The sequence below is a fragment of the Leptospira kobayashii genome (genome assembly GCF_003114835.2).
Taxonomy (GTDB): Bacteria; Spirochaetota; Leptospiria; order Leptospirales; family Leptospiraceae; genus Leptospira_A; species Leptospira_A kobayashii.
Map to the genome: position 1 here is coordinate 2,423,686 of NZ_AP025028.1, position 20,815 is coordinate 2,444,500.

A 20,815-nucleotide genomic window follows, 5' to 3' on the forward strand; every position below is an offset into this window, starting at 1 on the left:
CCATTTTTAGAAGAACCGGAGCCTGATTTCCGATACTTATTCTGTGCACATGCCCCAATCCTCCAGAGAAGTTTTGCTGATCCGATGTACAGATCGCCCCGGACTCATCCATTCCATTACCGGCCTACTTTTGGAAAAAGGATGTAATATCGTTTCCAATCACGAATTTGTGGAACCGATCGATTCCGTTTTTTTTATGCGCACCGAATTTTTCGGAACGATTCCGTCGGAAGAGTTGAAAGCCCGTTTGGCGGGACTATTGCCCGAAGGAGCCTGGATTCAAATCCATACGGAAAAAAGACAAAAAGTGATTCTATTTGCCACCAAAGAAACACATTGTTTGGGTGATATATTGCTTCGTCATCGATCGGGAGAATTGGAGATAGATATTCCTGTGGTCATTTCCAACCACAAAGAGTTGGAATCACTCGTCACCGATTTTCACCTACCATTCCGTTATGTGGGGCACGAAGGGATTACCAGAGAAGAACATGAAGCCATGCTCCTGGACATATTAAGTAAACAGGAGTTTGATTATATCGTCCTTGCGAAATTCATGAGGATTTTATCGAAAGAGTTCGTATCCCGGTTTCCGGAAAAGATAGTAAATATACATCATTCCTTTCTTCCCGCATTCATAGGCGCGAACCCTTATCAGAAAGCTTACGAACGGGGGGTCAAACTGATCGGCGCTACAGCCCACTTTGTTACGGAATCATTAGACGAAGGACCAATTCTTGCTCAGGATGTGGTATCGGTGGATCATAGCTTCACGAAAGATAAACTTATGTTACACGGAAGGGATATAGAAAAAGTAGTTCTTGCGCGCGCATTGCGATTTGTGTTGGAGCACAGGGGAATCACCTGGAAGAACCGGGTGATTATTTTTCGTTAGGTTGCGGGAGGGGGTTCAACGGTATAATATCCCCGCCCCTTCTTCGCGCCAATAGAAGCGGAGAAGTGTTCGAAGAACCATCAGCGTAGCTGATCTTGGGTGGGGTTAACCACCCGCCACCCAATGGCTTCCTATACCACGGCCCACCGTTTTTGTAGACACAATTTCAAATTTCATTTGAAAAAATAATTTTTAGTTCGCCTTTTTGACCTTCGGGGTCAGGCCGCTCCGGGCTTCGCGTTCGCTTCGGTCGCATAACGCGACCGCGTGCCCGCGCCCTTCGCATCCTTTTCGCGGAAACCCACATATAAACTAACGAACATTAATTCAACCTATATCCCCATCCTAAGATCAGGAAATACGATCCCGTTCCAGAACAAAAAAGAAAGGTTGTTTCATTCCCTTGTAATCCATACATCCGAGAAGAGTATCTTCATTCACCTTTCTAAATATATCATGGATTGGTAAATTGTCGTAGATCATCGCTGCCGTCAATTTTCCCCTGAATTCAAGCGATCGGACGCGGGCTTTGGATTCTCCCGTTTGAAACAAAAACCGAACTGCTAAAAACAAATACCTTAACGGCCAAAGCTTCGTTGAGGGAACCAAAGTTGCCAGACGAACAGGCATTAAGGAAGGATTTACTTTAAATAAAGTTTTTCCAAACGACTTAAAAACCAAGGGATGAACATTATCGGGATCCTCAAATTCTTTTCCATACCAATTGAATGTTTCCAACGCCCCGTCCATAGTATGTCCGGTATGAAACCCGGAACCATGCCAACGCCCCATCATAAAACCGATATCGACCGTATCCAGACGATCAAAAAGTGCAAAAGAATCTTCCGTCGAGTTGTTCTTTTTATCTCTCATCTCATAAAATTTTTTTTCTAACGCATTCATATGATTTCTTTTTTCCTCGGCCCATTTTTTAAAGATTCATTGATGAGGATATGTTTTTCCGATCCAAAGAAAAGATTTCCTCATTTCAAACAGGAACAAAAGAAGCCGGTCTTTCAGGATTGAAAGCACAGCAAACAGGATCGATAAACTTCTATTATATGGAATATTTATTCTTTAACCCAGAACTCCAATTCCGATTCAAATCGTTTGTCCAATTTAACTCGTTTATAGCCGAAAGGCATTTTTCCACCGAACGAATTATAGGTGGCAACTTTCGTCCCCGATTTCAAACTGAATAGTTTTCTTTTTACAATCTCAATGTATGCGAAGAATTGGCTTACCTTTTTAGGGATCGTTTCATCAATACTGTTTTTATTCGTGATATGTTCGTAAAACGGGTTGAATAAATAAAAGGAATCGTACGGACTCCAATCAATGTCTTTCATATTTGCATGAAGAAATAGATTCGAATTCAATCCTAATTTTTTAGAAATCCGACTTGCCTCTTCATAAAGATGAAAACGTTCCTCCACTCCGTAAAATTCGGATTTCCGGAAAAGGGCTCCTACATGACAGAACTTACCACAACCGGAACCGACATCCAAAATTTTCGCATTTCGATCCTCTGCCAAAAATATCGCCGCTTCCAAAATCACTTCGACCGGACTCCATTGGTACTTTGAAATCTCGCTCAAGTGTTTGGGATAAATCGAATCGAATTCCGAATCGGAAACGATCTTTCCATTTGCAAACTTGTCTTTGATTGTTTTGAAATGATCTTCTGGCACGGCTGGAAAAATCTTCAAGTTGTACAAACTGACAATCTCCAGGAAATCATTCCAGTCAAATTCGAGCCTCTAAAAACCAAGGCCTTCCCTTCCAAACAGAAAGACCTTGGTTCGTTTATTTTTAAACTTTGATTCCCAACTTATCGGCAATCTTTTTGCCGTATTCAGGATCGCATTTTGAGAAATGAGAAAGATTCTTTTTCACAATATCTTCCGGTACCGTTCTCATCGTTCCGGCAATAACGGATGTTAATCTTTCTCTCGCGTCAGCAGTTAACAATCTGTACAAATCCCCCGCTTGGGAATAATCGTCATTCCCCAAATGACTGTTGTACCTGTCCGCATCCCCGGAAATGCGAAGAGGAGGTTCTTTCGCATTTTCATCCTGCACAGGTCCGCCGAAATGGTTCGGTTCGTAATTATCATAATTACCATTCTCATCGAAGCGAACTCCGTCCCTTTGGTAATTGTTCACCGAATTCCTAGGTCGATTTACCGGAATTAGCTGATAATTTCCTCCTAATCTGTATCTTTGCGCATCCGGATATGCGAACAATCTTCCTTGCAACATCTTGTCGGGAGAAGCACCTATTCCCGGTACCAAGTTGGAAGGAGAGAAAGCCGCCTGTTCCACTTCCGCAAAATAATTTTTCGGGTTTCTGTTCAATTTCAAAGTCCCTACTTCGATCAAAGGGTAATCCTTATGAGACCAAACTTTTGTTAAATCAAAAGGATTGACTTTGTATTTTTCCGCATCCGTTTCCGGCATGATCTGAACACAAAATCTCCACTCGGGAAATTCCTTTCTCTCAATCGCTTCGAACAAATCCCTAGTCGCATAATCAGGATCAGACCCAGCAAGCTCGGATGCTTTCTCCGGACTTAAGGTTTTGATTCCTTGTTTGGATTTAAAGTGAAACTTCACCCAATACCTTTCTCCCTTTCTATTCCAAAAGCTGAATGTATGGGATCCGAATCCGTCCATAAAACGATATCCATCGGGAATTCCCCGGTCACTGAATAAAATCGTCATTTGGTGTAACGCTTCCGGAGCTTGCGACCAATAGTCCCACATACGAACCGGATTTTTATAACCGGTGACCGGATCTCTTTTCTGAGAATGGATAAAGTCCGGAAATTTGGAAGGATCTCTTTCGAAAAATACGGGAGTATTGTTTCCTACTACATCCCAGATTCCGTCTTCGGTATAAAACTTAATCGCAAAACCACGTGGATCTCTTTCCGTATCCGCAGAACCTTTCTCTCCCGCCACTGTGGAAAACCGAAGAAAGAGAGGAGTTTCCTTACCTACTTCCGAAAAAACTTTGGCAAGAGTATAAGCTGACATATCTTTTGTGATCTTTAAGACTCCGTATGCGCCCGCCCCTTTTGCATGTACGACTCTTTCCGGAATTCTTTCTCTGTTGAAATGCGCTAATTTTTCAATCAGATGAGTATCTGAAATAAGGATCGGCCCTCTGGGTCCTGCAGTTACACTGTGCTGGTTTTCCGGAACCGGTTGACCGCCTGCGGTTGTTAAAGTTTTATTACTCATCTTAAGCCTCCTTTTTTGCTTTTATAGAGTTGGTTTTGAAAAACAAATGAAAACAAATACTGAGCCCAAGCTTTTGCGAACCGGACGAAAGACCGGTATAGTGACGGAGGTTTCGAATTCATTCCCTCTTCTTTCGAATCGGAATGTATCAAACTCTCCAAATATTCGACCAAATCCGTTCTTCCGAATAATACAGCCATTTGCAGTGCAGTCTGTCCTTTCGGGCTTATATAACGAAAATCCGCGCCTGCCCTTATCAAAATCTTTGCCAGGTCAAGGTTTCCTTTGAAACTTACTCCCATCAAAATGGAATTCCCCGAATGATCAACCGAGTTGGGATTTGCCCCGTATTCTAACAGAACACGAGTTAAATTCTCTCTGCCGTTATAAGCGGACAACATAAGCGCCGTATAACCTTTGTCATTTTTCATTTCCAATTCTTCGCGAGTGATTCCCAGAGCCAGAAAACCGATCAGATCCCCTTTTCGAGCGACATCGAAAATTTCTGCCTGTCTCTTGTCGGGATTTACAAATGTAGAACGGAAAGTTTCCCAGGTCGAAGCTGGTGATTTTCCTCCCGGCCCTTCCCCCTGTTTTGCCAACATTGTCTGTTCCATTTCCGGCTCCTTTCGTCCCTGGACCGCTTCTCTATCCCGAAAAGGAAGTCAAGAGCTGATTCGAGACTTAGTATTAATTTAGATTAAGTCTAAAAAATGTAAAGATTTAGACAAGAACTTTTTTTAGATTCAGTCTAAATGTTGACAAAAAAAGAAAAAATAGGAGTTTAGTGGTATGGACCAAGCTTACGAAAGAACCAAGGAAATTTTGGAGAAAGCCGGAATTCGCCCTACTTCCCAAAGGCTGGAAATGGCACATCTAATCCTTTCCAAACACCAACACCTCCAAGCCGATGAAGTATTTCAGCTGATCAATATGCATTTTCCCCATGCTTCCCGAGCGACCATTTTCAATAACCTGAAACTTTTTGCAGAGAAAGGAGTGATCGGAACCTTGGAATTAAAATCGGGGATCACTCATTTTGATTCCAACATGGACCGCCACCATCATGCCTTCAATGAAGAAACCGGCGAAATTACGGATATAGAACTGGAAGAAGATCTGGAAAAACAAATCTTCGAGAATCTCTCTAAGAGTTATCTGGAGAAAACAGGACTCACGTTAACAAACGCTAGCTTGGTAGTCACATTGAAGGGCAAACCTTCCCAACCTTGAATTTACCTTATATTTGGTTTCATATCTTCGGGCGAGTCCCCAAACAGTCGTTTGGGGCCGGGCTAGTGCGGGCTTCGCTTACGCTTCGGTCGCATGCGACCCGCATATGCGGCCCTTCCTATCCCTCTCGCTGATTCCTATTTCTAATAAATCAAAAACCGGTCTTAGGCTCGGTTCTTTACAACTGCCTGATAGGCAGCCAAATCCTTATAAACTTCCTCTTGGAACGGATTCAATTTATATTTTCGAATTCGATAGAAATGATAAACAAATACTCCTATATTGGAAGCAAGAGATAGTCCGCTAACCAACCATAGTGCGACTTCATTATGAGATGATTTCACTGCAAAAACGGAACTGTCCACAAAAAGAGGGTAACACATAACAAACATCATCCATATGGCAAGAGTTTGAGCCCTATGTTCCAGCCAAGTTCCCTTTTTAACTACAAATGCGAGTATCGTGCAAGAAGCGAGTAGCGCCGCTCCCGCATAAAACGAATGATCCGGAACACAATTGTATACATATGCAAAATTCCAAAGATCGTATGCGATAATCCAAAACCAAAGCTGATCGGGCCAAAGCATATCTCTCTTTTTATCTTTGCCTATAAAAATACCCATCCAACCCGAAATAGTCAAAATATTCAAAATGCCTGCGATTCCATTCATAATATTCCAAGGTCCGCCAATAATCAGCATTCCGTCGACAATCCCGTTCACTCGGTCAATTTGAAAATCCCTAACAACTGCTTCCAAAATATTCAAAGCGAGAATCAAAGGAGGGAACAACAGCAAATATTTATTTTTAGCAAAACCTGGCAAAAAGCGCAAAGCCATAAATCCGAGGCATCCCGCCAATGCGGAATATACCTTTACCCAATGAAACCAAGTACCGACACTTGAACCTTTTACCGCAGTATGTGGCCAAACAAAAATGGTTAAAACGATAGGAACCACAAGATAGACGATAAGAGATAACCATTTATTCGCTCTTGTGATTTCACTTATTATCATAAGGCATAAACAAACACAAATCCACATGAGAGCGGAAAACCAGGGAATCGTTTCGAATAATAGCATAAGTAGAACTCCAATAATATTTTGTTTGAATGTTGATTCTACTTATCAGCGATTTCTAACTGCACGAAAAGTCAATGTGTTCCACGACAGGATTGAATTGTTTTATATCAATAAACGCGATTTCTTCTCAGGACAATTGGTATTGTTTTAAAAATAGATATAAGCATATAGTCTTCCGTAAACATTTCAATTCCCTAGTGGAAATGTCTCGAGAGGAATGGAATAAAGTCCTTTTGATGTTTTATCAAACACGGGAAAATATGCTTTTTTACCGTACGGAACGACAACGGATATATCTCTGATCTTGGTTCCGTTGTGCATTACATAATAAAGAGCCTTCTCTCCCTTTGCATCCAAAACAAGAATCCCCGTTTTTTTAGCGATGGGCAATAATTTCTGAGGCAAAGAAAGTAAGAATGATTTCACCCAGGGGTTTCTATGTACGAAATTGACAAGCCCCGATCTTGGTTTGATGATCCCCACCCAAATTCTACCCTTTTCATCTCTTTCCAATCCATCCGCTAAACCGGGAAGATTTTCAAACAATACCTGCACCTTACCTGAATGATTCCCGGAAATATCTGCTCTTAAAATTCTGAACTTGGTCGTTTCCGTAAAGATAACCGATTCTTCTCTTCCTCCTTTGCCTTCTTCCAAAAGAATTCCGTCGATAAAAGTAAATCCGTTTAGAACAAGGGAAATGGAATCCTTTTCACGATCGTATAACCACAGTTTACCGTGAGGGTAAAGTCCGATTGCTTCGGGAACTGCACCGCTACCCATAGAAGCATCTTCTCTTTCAAACGGTTCCGAAATATAAATCCGTTTGCCATCTCCGGAAACGGCCAGGTCATTGCACAAGGAAAAAGGTCGAGAGTTTGACGAATTCAATTGATTTTTTGAAAACGCTTGTCTTTCCTCCGAAAGATAAATCTTTTCAAACTCCTGTTTGTCGGTCTTAGGCAGATTTGTAACCAATGCCTTTATTGTTTTTGTTTTTATATCCACTTCATACAAACCTACACGGTCCGTTTCCGAATACGACTCTCCTCCTAGTCTGGAGGCACAAAATACGATTTTATCTTTAACTGCATTGGAAAAACTCATACCGGCAGGGTTAACCGGAGGTTTCACCCACTGTTCCGCGATGTCTTTTTGGAAATCCAATTTCCAAATCCAACCGTCCATCCCGGAAGCATATCCCGATTTTGAATCGGAATCAAAGATCAAATCGTCATGACCTACAAGCTCTTTCATATCCACTTGTAACTTTGTCAGAAAAGGATCGTTCCCGGCTTCCACATCCGAAATTTCCTTCGGAACATCACCTAATGAATATTTTTCGCCTACTTTTATATTCCCCGTCGAACAATAACTAAAGAAAGATACTGCGATTGTACAAAAAACAATTTTTATCATTTTCATATGTATTTATCCTTTCTGTTCCGTAATATGGGGGACATCATCGGAAAGCCAATAAACCCTATCTTTTTCGACAACGATGATTTCTTCAAACTTGGCACCGAAACCGTTTCCTCCGATATGAGGTTCAATCGCCCACAGACCTAATTTTTCTCCTTTGTGTTCTTCCGTCAACGTTTCAGGAAACACTCCCCTTTTGCTAAAAGACAATAAAGCCTGGTAGCTAAACCAACTAACATAGCTTACGGGAAGAAGATAGGAACTGAAATTTGCGAACGGGAATTTGCGATAGACCCTATGTCCCAAAACCGCAAAAGGGTAAAGTGCATGACAATTGGCGAATCCCGCTTCCAATACCCTTTCATTCACCCGTCTCCAAACCTCTCCGGGGGTTTTCGCTTTTAGAAATAATACGGGTATTTCTTTCCTAAGTTCCAATAAAAAGTTTTTGGCCCGTGTGAGTTCCGGATGAGGTGATAACGAGTTCGTATAACCGATGTCACCCGTATATCCCTTCACAACGGGAGAAACGTCCAGGATATAAACATCATCTTCTTTTAATTTTCTATCCGAAGGCAAATACCTCATGTAAAAACCCAAGTTGAGAAATCGGGAACGATCTCCGAACCAGGCAAAAGGACGATGTATAAAAGATCTGGCACCATGATCATGCAGATATGATTTTAAAAGTTTTGCGGCTTCCTTCTCAGTCATACCGGGTCTCAATTCTTTGGAGACGGTTACTGCTGCGGAATAAGCCAGATTTTGCGCTTTGCGAAATCCTTCCAAATCAGCCGGGCTAGGCAACCAGGAAGAATCTTTGGAAAGTGAGGAAAGATGTTTGGCAGAAAAATGAAACAAAGATTCGAAAGCATTCAGACTCATGAATACACCTATATTTACTATTTTAGTAATTTTAGTAAAGTTTGTCTAAGCTCGTAAACAAAAAAACCAGCGAAAACAAAGATTTTTCTTCCCGTCTCGATCGAATGACGAAATATAAAACAAAGAAACAAAATGGCACAAGAAAAATCCGCCAAAATCATCTCCCTATTTCAAAGAGAGTTCCTGCGAAAAGGAGTCAGTAGGATTACTGTTGATGAAATCGTAGCCCGAATCGGAATCACAAAACCGACTCTTTACAAATACTTCGAAAGCAAAGAAGAGCTTTTCTCCAAAGCGCTTAACAAAACAAACACGGATATTCTTACAAAAATGGATTCTATTATGAATACCAAAAAAGAATACTCCGAGAAGATAAAAGATATCCTAAATGTCTTCCACGAAGACCTTCATTTTGCCGATGAAGAATTTTTGAAAAAATTGGAATTTCAAGCCCCGGAAGTATGGGAAGAGGTGCAGGAGTTTCGAAGAGTGAAATTCCCCGCATTATTTAAGAAAGTACTAAACGAAGGTATATCGAAAGGTTATATTACCAAAGACATCAACAAAGAATTAATTGCCGATTTTTTCATCTATTATGTAAGGAATTTCATATCTTACGAACCTTTATCAAAGTACAATATGAACGTAAGTTCCGCTTACCAATTTTTCATACAGATCTTTTTCAAAGGTATATTGACGGAAAAAGGAAGAAGCTATTTTTAAATATAACTACTTCCTTTCAAAATTTAATCCCCTTTTATAAGGCGATCCGATTGTACAGCGAGTTCTTCCAGATTTTCACGGAAGTTCGAAGAACTATCTGCAATGAGAGAAGAAGATTGTTCTATCGTTTGCAAAGCCCGTGACACTTCCGCAGTTCCGGATTTTTGCTCAGAAGTAATCGTTTCGAGTTGTTCCGATATGGAATATAAATCCTGAAAAGATGTCAAAAAGGAATTATGAATCTCTCCTTGTTTGCCTACCCGATCCTTCAGCTGATCCAAATGAGTCACTAATGTGGAAAACCCTTTCTCTTGCGTGCCGACTCTCAATTTCGTATCAAGTGCTGCCTTATTTCCGTTTTGAATTTGTTTGGCGGCTTGCGAGATAATTTTCGAAATAAGTGATGCGTTTTCCGCGGCACTATCCGCAAGCTTAGCGACTTCTTGTGCAACGACCGCAAATCCCCTACCTTGATCTCCTGCACGAGCGGCTTCGATCGAAGCATTTAATGCAAGTAAGTTGGTTCGGTCCGCGATTTCACGCATGATTTGGTTTACATCTTCCACTTTCTGGAAAGAGCCTTCCACTTCATGGAAATTTTCATTCAATGAATCCATTGCACTGGAAACTTCTTTTCCGTACTTTTGAGATTCAAGAGTGGTTTCTCCTAATGATTCGGTAGCGGAGCGGACTTCTTTCAGGATTTGATTCAATGTATTGCTTTCCATATTCAACTCTTCAATCTTCTTGAATTGAGTCCGAACAAACTGAGAGGCATTGTCCATAGACGCTGCGAGCTCCTCCATGGAGGCGCTGATCTCTTCCACACTGGAAACTTGAGTTTGGATTTCGGTATTCAAAGAATCCATGGACTTTTGCATCTTGGATACATTCTTGTTCAAAGAGTCCGCTTCGGTCTGGATGCGGGTTTTTGTTTGAAGTGCTTCTTCCGATTTTTTCAATGATTCCGTTGCGGATTTTCCTGCGGCTTCCGTCGCAGATGCCATAAACCGAACTACGGAACTAGTGATATGCACTCCCATACAGAATGCCATGAGATTCACTCCCACAAGTAGAGCGGACATATCTGCAGGAGAGGCTGCCAGAAATGGAATCTTTGCGCCGGCATAGACTGCCAAAGATGCCATAGACGCCAAGGAAAGAACTCCGAGATAACCGACAACCAAAGTAACGGCAGGCGATAATAAAAATCCGGAATACATAACGATGAAAATCAATGCCATCATAAAGAAAGGCAGATTTGCCATGGAAACTTTTTCGGGAATCGTTGCTGCGTTAATTACCAGAAGATTGAATACCAGAGAATAAATCGCCATATCGAGAATGACCGAACTGATTGCAAGTCTGTTGGAGAATCTACCTTTTTTGGATAAGTAAATTAAATATATTCCATATAATAAAACGGAGCCTTCCAATAAGGTATTGATCACACTGTTAGTAATATCATCTGAGGGAATCGTGAAAAGAGCAAACACATTGATGGATACCATCATGCTAGAAAAAGCGATCCTTACCTTATTGGCGAGCAATGTTCCTTTTTCTCTGAATTGAATGTTTTGATCCGACATGATATAACAGTCTCCACTAATTAAAATAATTACTTTCTAAAACCATAATCTGGATTAGCTTCGAATTTTCTTTTCTTTTTCCAGAAATTAATTATAAACTATCGGACGAAAATTTTTTGTGGAAACTACATTCCCGTTGCATGACTCGGCATTAGAAAGACTCTAAAATTTCAGTTAAAGAATCCTTGACTGAAAAGATTGATGTTAAACTATTTCTTACCAAAGACAGAGACTGGCAAAACCGTACAAAATGAAACCAGAAAAAATAAACCCGATCCGTGCGACCCTTCCCTATGATTTTTTAATCAACCTCGTTTATAAGTCCAGGGGACTGATTTTCCATTCCATTGAAGAACATTTTTCGGATGAGGGAGATAGTTTCGCTTCCCCTTACCCATCCGCATTAATCGCAAACCATGTTTCCGAGGCGGACATCTCCGCACTCTCCGCCGTTTACAGAAGACTAAGTCCCAGAGTCAAAGTCATCATTCCCGCCAGGGAAGATATCCTGAAAAAGGATTTTTTGCAAAAGGAGTTCCGTACAAAGGGAATTCTAAAATTGATTCTTACCGCCATTGACAAATCCCATATCATTCCTTTTTTACTGAACTATATAGGATGCGCTCCGATCAAACGTCCCTTTCGGGACAATGCCCGCGATCTGATGAAAAAAGGAGAATTGAGAGAAACCGTGGAAGCGGAATGGAGTTTCCTTGTTTCCAAAATCAAAGACGGAAGAAATTTATTTATGTTTCCGGAAGGAACTTACAACCATGATGGATATCTCAATCAAATCAGAAAAGGTGCTTATTATCTAAAATCCAAAATAGGAAATCTACAATTCAATTCTTTTACATTCACTTATGATTCCATTTCTACGGACAAATCCACACTCCATATTTCCTATGGAAATCCTTTCTCTTTGGAAGAAGGAATGGATGCGGATACGGTTACCCAATTGGTGGAAGAAAAACTGGGAAGCGGTTATGTTTTAACGACGGGAAATTTATTGTCTTATATTCTATTCAAGTTGGAAAACCAAGTAAAGACTTCTACGGAAAAATTGAATTTGGTTTTGAATGATTTCAACGACCGCATTACAAAGGAATATCCCGGTTTGAAAAAAGGTTCTAGCCTGAGAAAAAATTTCTCCAGACAAGGGCTCGATCCTATTTTTAAAAAACTGATCCGGGAAAAGTACATAGACATCAAGGAAGATTCGATTGTACTTTTGGACAAACTCACCACCATTCCCAAAAGCATTCACAATCTGAAAAAAAACAATACGATCCTGTATCACAAAAACCAACTCAATTGGCATTTGGAAAAATTGGATTCCATTTGGGCTGGCCTCGAAACCAAATTGGTTTCGAATGATTCGGCTACCTGACTTAAGAAACCCCTACTTATCCTTTTCTTGACAAAAAAAGTATGGGTTTCTTTATTGGCATCAAGATCATTATTTCAATATTCTTGAAGTATTGAAGTGAAAGGATGAAAGCCTATATGGAACTGATAGAACAATTGCAATGGCGTTACGCTACCAAAAGAATGAACGGAGAAAAAGTCCCTAAAGAAAAACTGGATAAAATTTTAGGAGCAATCCAACTGTCCCCCTCTTCCATGGGTTTCCAGCCCTATACCATTTATGTAATCGAAAATCCCGACACAAAAAAAGAAATCTCCTTAAAGGCATCCAAACAACCTCAAATCACAGAGAGTTCCCACCTGATTGTTTTTGCCGCATGGACCAATCCGAGTTTGGAAAATGTGGACAGATACATGCAACTTATCGCGAACGAAAGATCGGTGACATTGGAAAGCCTTGCCCCTTTTAGAAATAAGATTGCCGAGGAATTGCAAAACAAATCGTCCGAAGAATTGATTAGCTGGACTGCGAGACAGGCTTATATCGCCTTAGGAACCGGAATTGCCGCAGCCGCTTTGGAAAAAGTAGATGCAACTCCGATGGAAGGATTCGATTCCAATGCTTTGGACGATATTTTAGGTTTGAAGGAAAAAGGATTAAAATCGGTAGTTTTACTTGCATTAGGTTATCGTAACCAGGAAACGGACCCGCTTGTGTCCGCAAAAAAAGTAAGAAGACCGAAAGAAGAATTATTTGTAACAATTTAGAACCAAGGAAAAACTGTTCTTTATGCCACGACCATTTTATCATCCATCACTGAAAGAAATCACACTTGACGGATTGCTTCACGCATTGAGCGACCCGACGAGAAGGTTGATCCTTTTCAATTTGATAGGATGCGAAGGAAAAAGCTGTAGCCAAACCTGTGACAACCTGGCTCCTTCCACTCTTTCTTTTCATTACAAAGTGCTTAGAGATTCAGGCTTGGTTCGTTCCGAAAAAAAGGGAATCGAAGTGATGAATGTAATTCGTAAAGATGAGATAGACTCCAAGTTTCCCGGTCTTCTCGAAACGATTTACAATCTCCAGAAAACAACCGTTAAACGAAAACAAATAGCATGAACCCAGCTGCCAAATCCATTTCCAATATCCCTCTTTCCGTTTTGGATTTAGTTCCTATAACGGAAGGAACAAGTCCTTCCCTGTCCATCCAACGTAGTTTGGATTTGGCCAAAAAGACGGAAGCTCTCGGATACAATCGGATTTGGTTTGCAGAACATCATAATATGCTCGGGATCGGAAGTGCCGCCACTTCAATTATCATCGGTTATGTGGCGAACGGAACTTCTAAGATCAGAGTGGGCTCCGGCGGAATCATGCTGCCAAATCATGCCCCGATGGTGATTGCAGAACAATTCGGAACCCTGGAGGCGCTTTTTCCGGGTAGAATCGATTTGGGTTTGGGTAGAGCACCCGGCACAGACCAACTAACAACGCATGCACTACGAAGGGATAAAATCTCAGGCGGTCAGGAATTTTCCGATCAATTGGACGAACTGAGATATTTTTTGGCTCCCGGTTTTCCCGGACAAAAAGTAAGGGCCGTTCCGGGAATGGGTTCCAGCACTCCGATCTGGTTACTCGGATCCAGCGGATACAGTGCGGAGCTCGCAGGTAGACTCGGTCTGCCATTCAGCTTTGCAAGCCACTTTGCCCCCGAACAATTGATGTATGCCATAGATCTTTACAAACGGGTTTTCACTCCTTCCGACGTCCTCGATAAACCTTATATTATGTTAGGTGTCAATCTTGTGGCGGCCGAATCCGATGAAGAAGCGGAAAAACTTGCTACTTCGCAAATCATAAGTTTTCTGGGACTACTTCGCGGAAATCCGAAACAAATGGGCCCTCCTTTGGAAAGCCTGGAAGGTCATTGGACACCGATGGAAAAAGCACATATAGAGCAAAGACTGGGATCTTCCGTTCTCGGCTCCCCTTCTACCGTAAAACAAAAATTAAACGATTTTATAGAAAAAACGGGAGCGGACGAATTGATCGTAAATACTATGGTTTACGATTATGAGAAGAGAATCCGTTCTTACGAAATTCTTTCTCAAATCAAGAAAGAAGCTCCCGTAATGGTTTGATTTTATATTCGGTATGATCAAGTTTTACCTATTGCTTCGAATTCCCAAGCAAAGGAAAAACAACGATGATCCTTATTCCTCTCCCAAGTAACGATTTTGATCCGAGTGAAGCATCCATTCCTTGGAAGTTATTATCTAGTGCCGGCTTTACATTTCAGTTCGCCACACCGAATGGTAAAAAAGCGAAAGCCGACGAAAGAATGTTAACCGGAAAAGGTTTGGGAATTTTAAAACCGGGATTTATTGCCAGAAAAGACGCAAGAGACGCTTATGCGGAAATGGAAAATTCGAAAGAGTTTCAAAATCCGATTTCTTATTCAAGTATCAAAGAAAAAGATTACAAGGCTCTTCTTCTGCCCGGAGGACATGCGCCGGGCATGAAAGAGTATCTGGAATCAAAAATCTTACAAAAGACGGTGGTGGATTTTTTTCATTCGGAAAAACCTGTGGCAGCCATCTGTCACGGAGTTTTACTTGCGGCAAGAAGCATCGACCCGAAAACAAACAAATCAGTGTTATATGACAAACAAACGACCGCGCTTTTGCAAAAACAGGAACTACTCGCATATTACGCTACTAGACTTTGGCTTGGAAATTATTATAAAACTTATCCGCTCACCGTACAAGCGGAAGTGACCGGACTTTTAAAATCAAAAGAACAATTCAAGACAGGCGGAAGTTTGTCTCAAAGGGATAGTTTGGATGATCCGGATGTAGGTTTTACCGTTTTGGATGGAAAATATCTTTCCGCCAGATGGCCGGGAGATGCTTATCAATTTACAATCCGATTTAAAACTCTCTTAAGTTAGGTGGTTTCTCTTCGATGATTGATTTTTATCCGGAATTCGAAGAAAAAGGATTTTATCTTTTCCAAAATTTCTTTTCCCAAAAAGAACTTGATGATTTAAGTGAGATTCTTTCGAAAGCAAACGACGAATGGCAAAAGGTAAATTTTCATCCATCTTACGTGAATAGCAATTACCTTACCTCGATTCGTTATTGTAAAGACAAAGAAGACAGGATTCGTTTCTTCCGATGGATCTCTCGGGAAAAACTTTTTTCCATCGCAAAAAAGATGATACCGACGGATCCCTACTTTCTAAATACGCAGATATTTTATAACCCGAAAGACAAATCCAAAACACCATATTGGCACCGCGATGTACAATACTTAGGTGTTTCCGAAGAAGAACAGAAAAAAATCATTCGTAAAGATTCAGTCATTCATTTCCGGATTCCATTCCTTGATGATCCGGGTTTGGATTTCATTCCAGGTTCCCATTCCAGATGGGACACTGAGGAAGAAAGAATCGTTAGACTGGAGTTAGATGGTCATAAAAATAACGAAGAGATTTACGGAAGCATCAAAGTCCCTCATACAAAAAGGGATCTACTCGTATTCTCGGCCCATCTACTGCATAGAGGAGATTACTCCCAAGAAAGATTTTCTTTGGATATTTTATACACCAGCTTTCAGGAAAATGAGGAAACTCTAAAATCATTCGGACATTTTCCCGAACGGGAAATCATGGATCGGTTGGACAATCCGGGCTTATTCTCTGCAAAAGAAACTTCCGATAGGATCTGAAAACCACGCAGTCTAAAAAAACAATCCTATGTATGAAATCGCTTGATCCGAATTAATATTATGATTTCCTAATCTAAAATCTAATTTAAATCTTGGATGTATTTTATGAAATCCAAACTGAAAAAAATCATTTTTTCGTTATTAACATTCTTTATCCTATCCTTCTTACTCTATTATTTCAATTCCAGACCGGAAGAAATTTTGGAATTCGATGATCCTTACCATACAGATAGACCGGTTGCCTCCGGAAAAAAAATGATAGCCGCTACGGGTCATCCTTATGCCACACGAGCCGCTCTTGCGATCATGGAAAAAGGCGGAAACGCTGCGGACGCAGGAGTTGCCGCATTACTTGTATTAAATGTAACACAAGGAGAGGAAGCTTCTTTTCCGGGGGTCGCACCTCTTCTCTATTTTGATTCCGCCTCGGGAAAAGTGGAAAGTTATACCGGTGCGGGAGTCGCACCTTCTCTTGCCACTATCGATTATTTCCGATCCAGAGGTTATGAAACCATCCCCACTCTCAAATACTCCTCTCAATTGGTTCCTGCTTCCCCCGACGTAATCATCGCCTTACTTCAAAAATACGGAACCATGAGTTTTTCCGAAGTCAGTTCACCTGCCATTCAATTGGCAAAACAAGGTTTTCCCGTTCATAAAATTCTAATGAGAAACCTGAATATGAATCCTATCAAACGATTCGGATTTTCACTGCTTATGCCTTATAATGCCGAAGTCTATCTCAAAGGAAAATGGTGGAAACCTTTGTTTCATAAGGAAAAATTCACGAGACCCGAACTTGCGGATACTTTATCCGAACTTGCTGACGCGGAAAAAAAATCCTTGGCTTTGGGTAAATCCAGAAACGAAGCATTAACCTCTGTTAGAGATTATTTTTACAAAGGAACAATCGCAGAAAAAATCGCAAAAGCACATAGCGAAAATGACGGAACGATGACATTGGATGATTTGAAAAATTATTCCGGTCATTGGGAAAAGCCGCTACAAGGAACTTATAATGATTATACGATATTTTCCAACCGGACTTGGAACCAGGGAGGAATAGTTCCCATTGTGTTACAAATTCTGGAAGGAATCGATTTGAAATCTATGGGCCACAATTCACCGGAATACATCCATACAGTGATTCAGGCAATTGAACTTGCCATGGCTGACCGGGACAAATACTTCGGGGATCCTGATTTTGTAGAAGTTCCAGTGGAAGGGCTTCTCAGCAAAGAATATGCCAAACAAAGAAGAAGTTTGATTCAGAAAAACGCATTCGGGAAAACTCCTCCTTTCGGAAATCCATTCCAATTCGAAAGACAAAAAAACAAAACTCAATCGAATTTAATTCCAAAAAGAAATACAAAATTAAATTCTTACGAAGAAAACCGTATAAGTGAAGTTAGTTTATCAAACAATAACCCTACACGGTATTTTTGGGAAAGAACGGATAGTGGAAAAGTAGGAAGAGATACAACGTATTTAAGCATCATCGACCCTAAAGGAAATTCCATTTCACTCACTCCTAGCGATTTTCCCCAATCTCCCATGATTCCGGGAGATATCACACTCGGAATACGAATGACTCAGTTTCGTCTGGATCAAAATCATCCGTCCGCTCTACTTCCCGGCAAAAGACCTACGATCACTCCCAATGCCTCTTTGGTATTTCATAAGGGAAAATTCCTAATGAGTTTCGGAACACCGGGAGGAGATATGCAAACTCAAGCTACAGTGCAAGTCTTTTTAAATCTATTCGTATTCGGAATGAACCCGCAAACAGCAGTTAATTCCCCCAGATTTCGATCCCTCAATTGGCCGGACTCCTTTTCACCTCATTCCTATTATCCGGGAAGAATCGAATTGGAAGAAGAAATTTATGAAAAATACGGAACCGCTTTAAAGGAAAAAGGTTATGATGTGATCGGCCGACCCAAGTGGGAATATGATTTCGGCGCTCCTTGTATTTCACTAAAAGATCCGGAAACAGGAGCTTTAAAAGGAGCGGGCGATCCTAGAAAGGAATCCTGGGCGGAAGGTAGATAAATACTCAAGCTTTCCTTTTGTGATAAGTCAAAGCCTGCGAAATACAATCTTCCAGCTCCTTAACCGGAATCTTGTCTTTCAAATGGAAGATAATACTTCTATTTCCACCAAATGTAAATTTGGTGGGGTATTTCTTTCTGAAACTACCGACTAAATTCGTCTGACAGTTGAAATAAACAGCATACTGTTCCGGATTTTCCCGCACCGTATGGATGCGAATCGTGCTTCCCGATTTCGTTTGGGTAGTTAGATAACTAGGTTCACCCCATTTTAAAGTTTCTTCCAGATTCCCGACCTCTTCACTTTTGGAAGCTGTATCTAAGATGAGCTGTCTCAGAGAAAGCAGTTTCTCCCTGATCTTTTCAGGATATCCGGCAAACACTTCAGCAACGAAAGTGTTTTCAAATCGGATTTTTTTAGTTTTGGATTTGGGGGAACGCAGAATTTCCTTTTTCATATTTCAACCGGTTACTTATGTTTTAAATCCATCGTATAATCCAAAGTTAAATAATGCCAACCCAAAAACCACATCTTATGCCTCGCTTTGAGTCCCTGGTCAAACCAAACTTCAATGGTTTCATCCAAAGGCAACCGAACTCCTAAACCAGCAAATACCAAATACACACCTTGGTCTCCCAAAGGATGCAGTGTATGAATCGTTGTTAGTTGAATCCCGGAAGGGCGATCCGAATATTCAATATGCAAAACACTTGTCATATTGAAATAAGGAAGCGGAAATGCGATATTCATATAAGTTGTCCGATCCGTTTTATGCATGGAATAAGCCGCCGCATAAATCGGCTTTCCTGTTTCTGCATCGACTCTCATCCATCCTCTGGGAGAAGGACGGCCGTCTTTTTCGCAGGAGATCGAATTTATAGTTCCCAGAATTTTTTTATCTTTGTCCGGTAAATTCAACTGCTGCAGTTTCGCAAAAAAAGGTTTTACCAAAAATTTCCAGGTAAACCGAAAGAAACGATTCGGCGCTACTTTTACATTCAGTTCATATTTGTTAGTAGATTCATAAAAATTTCTTACGGAAGGATGAATCAAATCCGGATCAAAATCCTCTCTTCTGAATTCCGAAAAATCATCCGTCAAACCTTCCTTTTGATTCTCTTCGGAAAGATAGGAATGAAAAAAATCGGATTCTATTTTTCCATTCGAACGGATTTTGCTAAAAGAAAATTTGCGAACGGGAAATCTAATTTTCTGCCTATCCGTTAAGTAAAAGAGCAAAGGCAGTAACAAAAACGCATTCAATATTCCATGAGTCAAAATCATCCAATGAACATTCAACGTGGGAAAAATTCGCCATGAATACATCAATGCCAAAGAAAAAGAAATAAAGCCGGAAACTCCGATGCAAAGAATCACCGCCTGATCGTAGATAAGCGAATCTTTCCAAACCGACTTTAATAAAAGATATAGATTGACTAGTGCGGAACAGAATAAAACCGATGTGCCCCAAAGCTCGATAGTCCGCAGTCCCGTAAGACCGATAGCAACCAATACAAAACCGAAAAGATAAAAACAATTGAATGCAATGTAAATTTTCGATTCAAGAATCGAGGAACAATTGCGCACTTTATCTCTATAAACTGCAAAAACGGAAACAAGTAGGAATCCCGAAAAATGAAAATGAACTGCTGTTAAAGTTTTCCAAGGTTCGCCGAAGCCTAAAAACGGAAAGGAAAATCTAGTGGAAAGAAGCCAGATACTTCCTCCAACAAGCAGAACGGATGCTATGAAATTCAAAAAAACTCCGAAATGATCCTGTCCCCAAATCAGAAATTTCAAAAATTTCGTAATAGAATTACCGATACACCATAACAACCATAATACGGCAAAAAATATTCCGAAATGACTTTGTACGGTAAAAAACAAGCTCAAAGCGCCCGCGCCGGCAGCCATCCATAATAAAGAAAACCTCCGTCCGGTAGGATCGGGTTCAACAGTTCTATGTAAAAATGGAATCAAAACCAAAATTCCATAGCCCAATACCGACTGAATGATTAAACTCATTGCTTGTTTTTATCCGACGAAATCCTCTATAAGTAAAGTTTTTTCTCTTTCCCTTTCCTACAAATCCGCTAGAATGAGTTCATCCAAAGATACCCTTATAAAATTACCAAATCGGAAATAGAGGATCTTTCGTTAGGTGCCGTATGAAAAAAACAGTATCTTCTCCCAAAACCAATCGCGAATGGCATGAAAAACATCGCATGCCTAAAAATCCCTCCATGCAAGAAAGGGTGAGCTGGCATCTACTTCACAGTAAAAATTGCAATTGCCGGGAGATCCCGAAATCAGTTGCCAATTATATCAAGGAAAACAGGATCAATACAAACCCATGAAAAAATTAATATTATTTTCTTCTTTGTTACTTGTCGGTTGCGGAAGTATTTCGAGAGGGTGTGCCAAATATTTTGGATACGATGAAGTCTGTGTTGACGGGGTAAAATACATTCAGTTCACATCCGGAGCAAGTGTTAAGTACAACCCGGACGGAACCGTTGCAACTTGCAGATGAGCTAAACCGGCAAAAACAATCAACTTAACAGTTGTTGCCCAAATTCGGACA

At 40.7% G+C, this 20,815-nt stretch carries 22 protein-coding genes; 12 read left to right on the plus strand and 10 right to left on the minus strand.

All coding sequences use genetic code 11. The annotated features are described in order from the left end of the window. Positions 1 to 49 precede the first annotated feature (49 nt). Positions 50 to 895 (plus strand): formyltetrahydrofolate deformylase, encoded by an 846-nt coding sequence (purU, locus tag DI077_RS10880; RefSeq protein WP_109019364.1) that lies wholly within the window; start codon positions 50 to 52, stop codon positions 893 to 895. Between the two features lie 351 nt (positions 896 to 1,246). On the opposite strand, the gene DI077_RS10885 is transcribed toward purU, so the two are convergent. From DI077_RS10885 to DI077_RS10900, 4 genes are all read right to left on the minus strand, one after another. Next, positions 1,247 to 1,798, minus strand: a complete 552-nt coding sequence (locus DI077_RS10885) for a DUF4334 domain-containing protein (RefSeq protein WP_109019363.1) — start codon at positions 1,796 to 1,798, stop codon at positions 1,247 to 1,249. A gap of 167 nt (positions 1,799 to 1,965) precedes the next feature. Beyond that, positions 1,966 to 2,604 (minus strand): class I SAM-dependent methyltransferase, encoded by a 639-nt coding sequence (locus DI077_RS10890; protein WP_242935168.1) that lies wholly within the window; start codon positions 2,602 to 2,604, stop codon positions 1,966 to 1,968. A gap of 103 nt (positions 2,605 to 2,707) precedes the next feature. Further along, positions 2,708 to 4,141 (minus strand): catalase, encoded by a 1,434-nt coding sequence (locus DI077_RS10895; protein WP_109019361.1) that lies wholly within the window; start codon positions 4,139 to 4,141, stop codon positions 2,708 to 2,710. After that, positions 4,138 to 4,758 (minus strand): ankyrin repeat domain-containing protein, encoded by a 621-nt coding sequence (locus DI077_RS10900; protein ID WP_109019360.1) that lies wholly within the window; start codon positions 4,756 to 4,758, stop codon positions 4,138 to 4,140. Before DI077_RS10900 ends, DI077_RS10895 begins: the two co-directional genes overlap by 4 nt. Positions 4,759 to 4,933: 175 nt before the next feature. Between DI077_RS10900 and perRA the strand changes: the two genes are divergently transcribed. Then, positions 4,934 to 5,374 carry a peroxide-responsive transcriptional repressor PerRA gene (perRA, locus tag DI077_RS10905; protein ID WP_109019359.1) on the plus strand — a complete coding sequence of 147 codons (441 nt, stop codon included), beginning with the start codon at positions 4,934 to 4,936 and terminating at the stop codon, positions 5,372 to 5,374. A 164-nt stretch (positions 5,375 to 5,538) separates the two neighbouring features. Here the strand turns inward: perRA and DI077_RS10910 are convergent, their stop codons facing one another. The 3 genes from DI077_RS10910 to DI077_RS10920 all read right to left on the minus strand — a co-directional run bounded on the left by DI077_RS10910 (position 5,539) and on the right by DI077_RS10920 (position 8,763). Then, positions 5,539 to 6,456 carry a DUF5692 family protein gene (locus tag DI077_RS10910; RefSeq protein ID WP_109019358.1) on the minus strand — a complete coding sequence of 306 codons (918 nt, stop codon included), beginning with the start codon at positions 6,454 to 6,456 and terminating at the stop codon, positions 5,539 to 5,541. A gap of 186 nt (positions 6,457 to 6,642) precedes the next feature. Continuing rightward, entirely contained in the window at positions 6,643 to 7,881 is a 1,239-nt protein-coding gene (locus DI077_RS10915; protein ID WP_109019357.1) for an SMP-30/gluconolactonase/LRE family protein, read from the minus strand. 6 nt (positions 7,882 to 7,887) lie between these two features. Then, positions 7,888 to 8,763 carry a M24 family metallopeptidase gene (locus DI077_RS10920; protein WP_109019356.1) on the minus strand — a complete coding sequence of 292 codons (876 nt, stop codon included), beginning with the start codon at positions 8,761 to 8,763 and terminating at the stop codon, positions 7,888 to 7,890. Between the two features lie 132 nt (positions 8,764 to 8,895). Between DI077_RS10920 and DI077_RS10925 the strand changes: the two genes are divergently transcribed. Further along, positions 8,896 to 9,486 carry a TetR/AcrR family transcriptional regulator gene (locus tag DI077_RS10925; RefSeq protein WP_109019355.1) on the plus strand — a complete coding sequence of 197 codons (591 nt, stop codon included), beginning with the start codon at positions 8,896 to 8,898 and terminating at the stop codon, positions 9,484 to 9,486. A 23-nt stretch (positions 9,487 to 9,509) separates the two neighbouring features. Here DI077_RS10925 and DI077_RS10930 read toward each other — a convergent pair whose 3' ends face one another. Then, the gene (locus tag DI077_RS10930; protein WP_109019354.1) at positions 9,510 to 11,075 is read right to left on the minus strand and encodes a methyl-accepting chemotaxis protein; all 1,566 of its coding nucleotides are present in this window, start codon (positions 11,073 to 11,075) and stop codon (positions 9,510 to 9,512) included. Between the two features lie 250 nt (positions 11,076 to 11,325). Between DI077_RS10930 and DI077_RS10935 the strand changes: the two genes are divergently transcribed. The 7 genes from DI077_RS10935 to DI077_RS10965 all read left to right on the plus strand — a co-directional run bounded on the left by DI077_RS10935 (position 11,326) and on the right by DI077_RS10965 (position 18,231). Then, on the plus strand, positions 11,326 to 12,465 hold the full coding sequence (locus DI077_RS10935; protein WP_109019353.1) for a 1-acyl-sn-glycerol-3-phosphate acyltransferase: 1,140 nt from the start codon (positions 11,326 to 11,328) through the stop codon (positions 12,463 to 12,465). 116 nt (positions 12,466 to 12,581) lie between these two features. Next, positions 12,582 to 13,211 carry an NAD(P)H-dependent oxidoreductase gene (locus DI077_RS10940; RefSeq protein WP_109019352.1) on the plus strand — a complete coding sequence of 210 codons (630 nt, stop codon included), beginning with the start codon at positions 12,582 to 12,584 and terminating at the stop codon, positions 13,209 to 13,211. 22 nt (positions 13,212 to 13,233) lie between these two features. After that, on the plus strand, positions 13,234 to 13,566 hold the full coding sequence (locus DI077_RS10945; RefSeq protein ID WP_109019351.1) for an ArsR/SmtB family transcription factor: 333 nt from the start codon (positions 13,234 to 13,236) through the stop codon (positions 13,564 to 13,566). Further along, a complete protein-coding gene (locus DI077_RS10950) occupies positions 13,563 to 14,591 on the plus strand; it encodes an LLM class flavin-dependent oxidoreductase (RefSeq protein ID WP_109019350.1) in 1,029 nt (342 codons plus the stop codon). Before DI077_RS10945 ends, DI077_RS10950 begins: the two co-directional genes overlap by 4 nt. A 65-nt stretch (positions 14,592 to 14,656) precedes the next feature. Next, positions 14,657 to 15,400, plus strand: coding sequence for a type 1 glutamine amidotransferase domain-containing protein (locus DI077_RS10955; RefSeq protein ID WP_109019349.1), 744 nt, complete (start codon positions 14,657 to 14,659; stop codon positions 15,398 to 15,400). 14 nt (positions 15,401 to 15,414) lie between these two features. Beyond that, the gene (locus DI077_RS10960) at positions 15,415 to 16,179 is read left to right on the plus strand and encodes a phytanoyl-CoA dioxygenase family protein (protein WP_109019348.1); all 765 of its coding nucleotides are present in this window, start codon (positions 15,415 to 15,417) and stop codon (positions 16,177 to 16,179) included. A 105-nt stretch (positions 16,180 to 16,284) separates the two neighbouring features. Next, positions 16,285 to 18,231, plus strand: coding sequence for a gamma-glutamyltransferase family protein (locus tag DI077_RS10965; protein ID WP_109019585.1), 1,947 nt, complete (start codon positions 16,285 to 16,287; stop codon positions 18,229 to 18,231). A gap of 4 nt (positions 18,232 to 18,235) precedes the next feature. Here DI077_RS10965 and DI077_RS10970 read toward each other — a convergent pair whose 3' ends face one another. Continuing rightward, a complete protein-coding gene (locus DI077_RS10970; RefSeq protein WP_109019347.1) occupies positions 18,236 to 18,688 on the minus strand; it encodes a DUF1801 domain-containing protein in 453 nt (150 codons plus the stop codon). 11 nt (positions 18,689 to 18,699) lie between these two features. Further along, a complete protein-coding gene (locus DI077_RS10975) occupies positions 18,700 to 20,256 on the minus strand; it encodes a YndJ family transporter (protein WP_109019346.1) in 1,557 nt (518 codons plus the stop codon). A 143-nt stretch (positions 20,257 to 20,399) separates the two neighbouring features. Here DI077_RS10975 and DI077_RS10980 point away from each other — a divergent pair, with 143 nt between their 5' ends. Both DI077_RS10980 and DI077_RS10985 read left to right on the plus strand, forming a co-directional pair. Next, positions 20,400 to 20,588 (plus strand): hypothetical protein, encoded by a 189-nt coding sequence (locus DI077_RS10980; protein WP_109019345.1) that lies wholly within the window; start codon positions 20,400 to 20,402, stop codon positions 20,586 to 20,588. Beyond that, a complete protein-coding gene (locus tag DI077_RS10985; protein ID WP_109019344.1) occupies positions 20,585 to 20,764 on the plus strand; it encodes a hypothetical protein in 180 nt (59 codons plus the stop codon). Before DI077_RS10980 ends, DI077_RS10985 begins: the two co-directional genes overlap by 4 nt. Positions 20,765 to 20,815: the final 51 nt, after the last annotated feature.

What these genes read in the sequence shown, in the direction of transcription:
- purU (WP_109019364.1), top strand. Translation starts at nt 50, where the DNA reads ATGCCCCAATCCTCCAGAGAAGTTTTGCTGATCCGATGTACAGATCGC.
- DI077_RS10885 (WP_109019363.1), bottom strand. Translation starts at nt 1,798, where the DNA reads ATGAATGCGTTAGAAAAAAAATTTTATGAGATGAGAGATAAAAAGAAC.
- DI077_RS10895 (WP_109019361.1), bottom strand. Translation starts at nt 4,141, where the DNA reads ATGAGTAATAAAACTTTAACAACCGCAGGCGGTCAACCGGTTCCGGAA.
- DI077_RS10900 (WP_109019360.1), bottom strand. Translation starts at nt 4,758, where the DNA reads ATGGAACAGACAATGTTGGCAAAACAGGGGGAAGGGCCGGGAGGAAAA.
- perRA (WP_109019359.1), top strand. Translation starts at nt 4,934, where the DNA reads ATGGACCAAGCTTACGAAAGAACCAAGGAAATTTTGGAGAAAGCCGGA.
- DI077_RS10910 (WP_109019358.1), bottom strand. Translation starts at nt 6,456, where the DNA reads ATGCTATTATTCGAAACGATTCCCTGGTTTTCCGCTCTCATGTGGATT.
- DI077_RS10915 (WP_109019357.1), bottom strand. Translation starts at nt 7,881, where the DNA reads ATGAAAATGATAAAAATTGTTTTTTGTACAATCGCAGTATCTTTCTTT.
- DI077_RS10920 (WP_109019356.1), bottom strand. Translation starts at nt 8,763, where the DNA reads ATGAGTCTGAATGCTTTCGAATCTTTGTTTCATTTTTCTGCCAAACAT.
- DI077_RS10925 (WP_109019355.1), top strand. Translation starts at nt 8,896, where the DNA reads ATGGCACAAGAAAAATCCGCCAAAATCATCTCCCTATTTCAAAGAGAG.
- DI077_RS10930 (WP_109019354.1), bottom strand. Translation starts at nt 11,075, where the DNA reads ATGTCGGATCAAAACATTCAATTCAGAGAAAAAGGAACATTGCTCGCC.
- DI077_RS10935 (WP_109019353.1), top strand. Translation starts at nt 11,326, where the DNA reads ATGAAACCAGAAAAAATAAACCCGATCCGTGCGACCCTTCCCTATGAT.
- DI077_RS10940 (WP_109019352.1), top strand. Translation starts at nt 12,582, where the DNA reads ATGGAACTGATAGAACAATTGCAATGGCGTTACGCTACCAAAAGAATG.
- DI077_RS10945 (WP_109019351.1), top strand. Translation starts at nt 13,234, where the DNA reads ATGCCACGACCATTTTATCATCCATCACTGAAAGAAATCACACTTGAC.
- DI077_RS10950 (WP_109019350.1), top strand. Translation starts at nt 13,563, where the DNA reads ATGAACCCAGCTGCCAAATCCATTTCCAATATCCCTCTTTCCGTTTTG.
- DI077_RS10955 (WP_109019349.1), top strand. Translation starts at nt 14,657, where the DNA reads ATGATCCTTATTCCTCTCCCAAGTAACGATTTTGATCCGAGTGAAGCA.
- DI077_RS10960 (WP_109019348.1), top strand. Translation starts at nt 15,415, where the DNA reads ATGATTGATTTTTATCCGGAATTCGAAGAAAAAGGATTTTATCTTTTC.
- DI077_RS10965 (WP_109019585.1), top strand. Translation starts at nt 16,285, where the DNA reads ATGAAATCCAAACTGAAAAAAATCATTTTTTCGTTATTAACATTCTTT.
- DI077_RS10970 (WP_109019347.1), bottom strand. Translation starts at nt 18,688, where the DNA reads ATGAAAAAGGAAATTCTGCGTTCCCCCAAATCCAAAACTAAAAAAATC.
- DI077_RS10975 (WP_109019346.1), bottom strand. Translation starts at nt 20,256, where the DNA reads ATGAGTTTAATCATTCAGTCGGTATTGGGCTATGGAATTTTGGTTTTG.
- DI077_RS10980 (WP_109019345.1), top strand. Translation starts at nt 20,400, where the DNA reads ATGAAAAAAACAGTATCTTCTCCCAAAACCAATCGCGAATGGCATGAA.
- DI077_RS10985 (WP_109019344.1), top strand. Translation starts at nt 20,585, where the DNA reads ATGAAAAAATTAATATTATTTTCTTCTTTGTTACTTGTCGGTTGCGGA.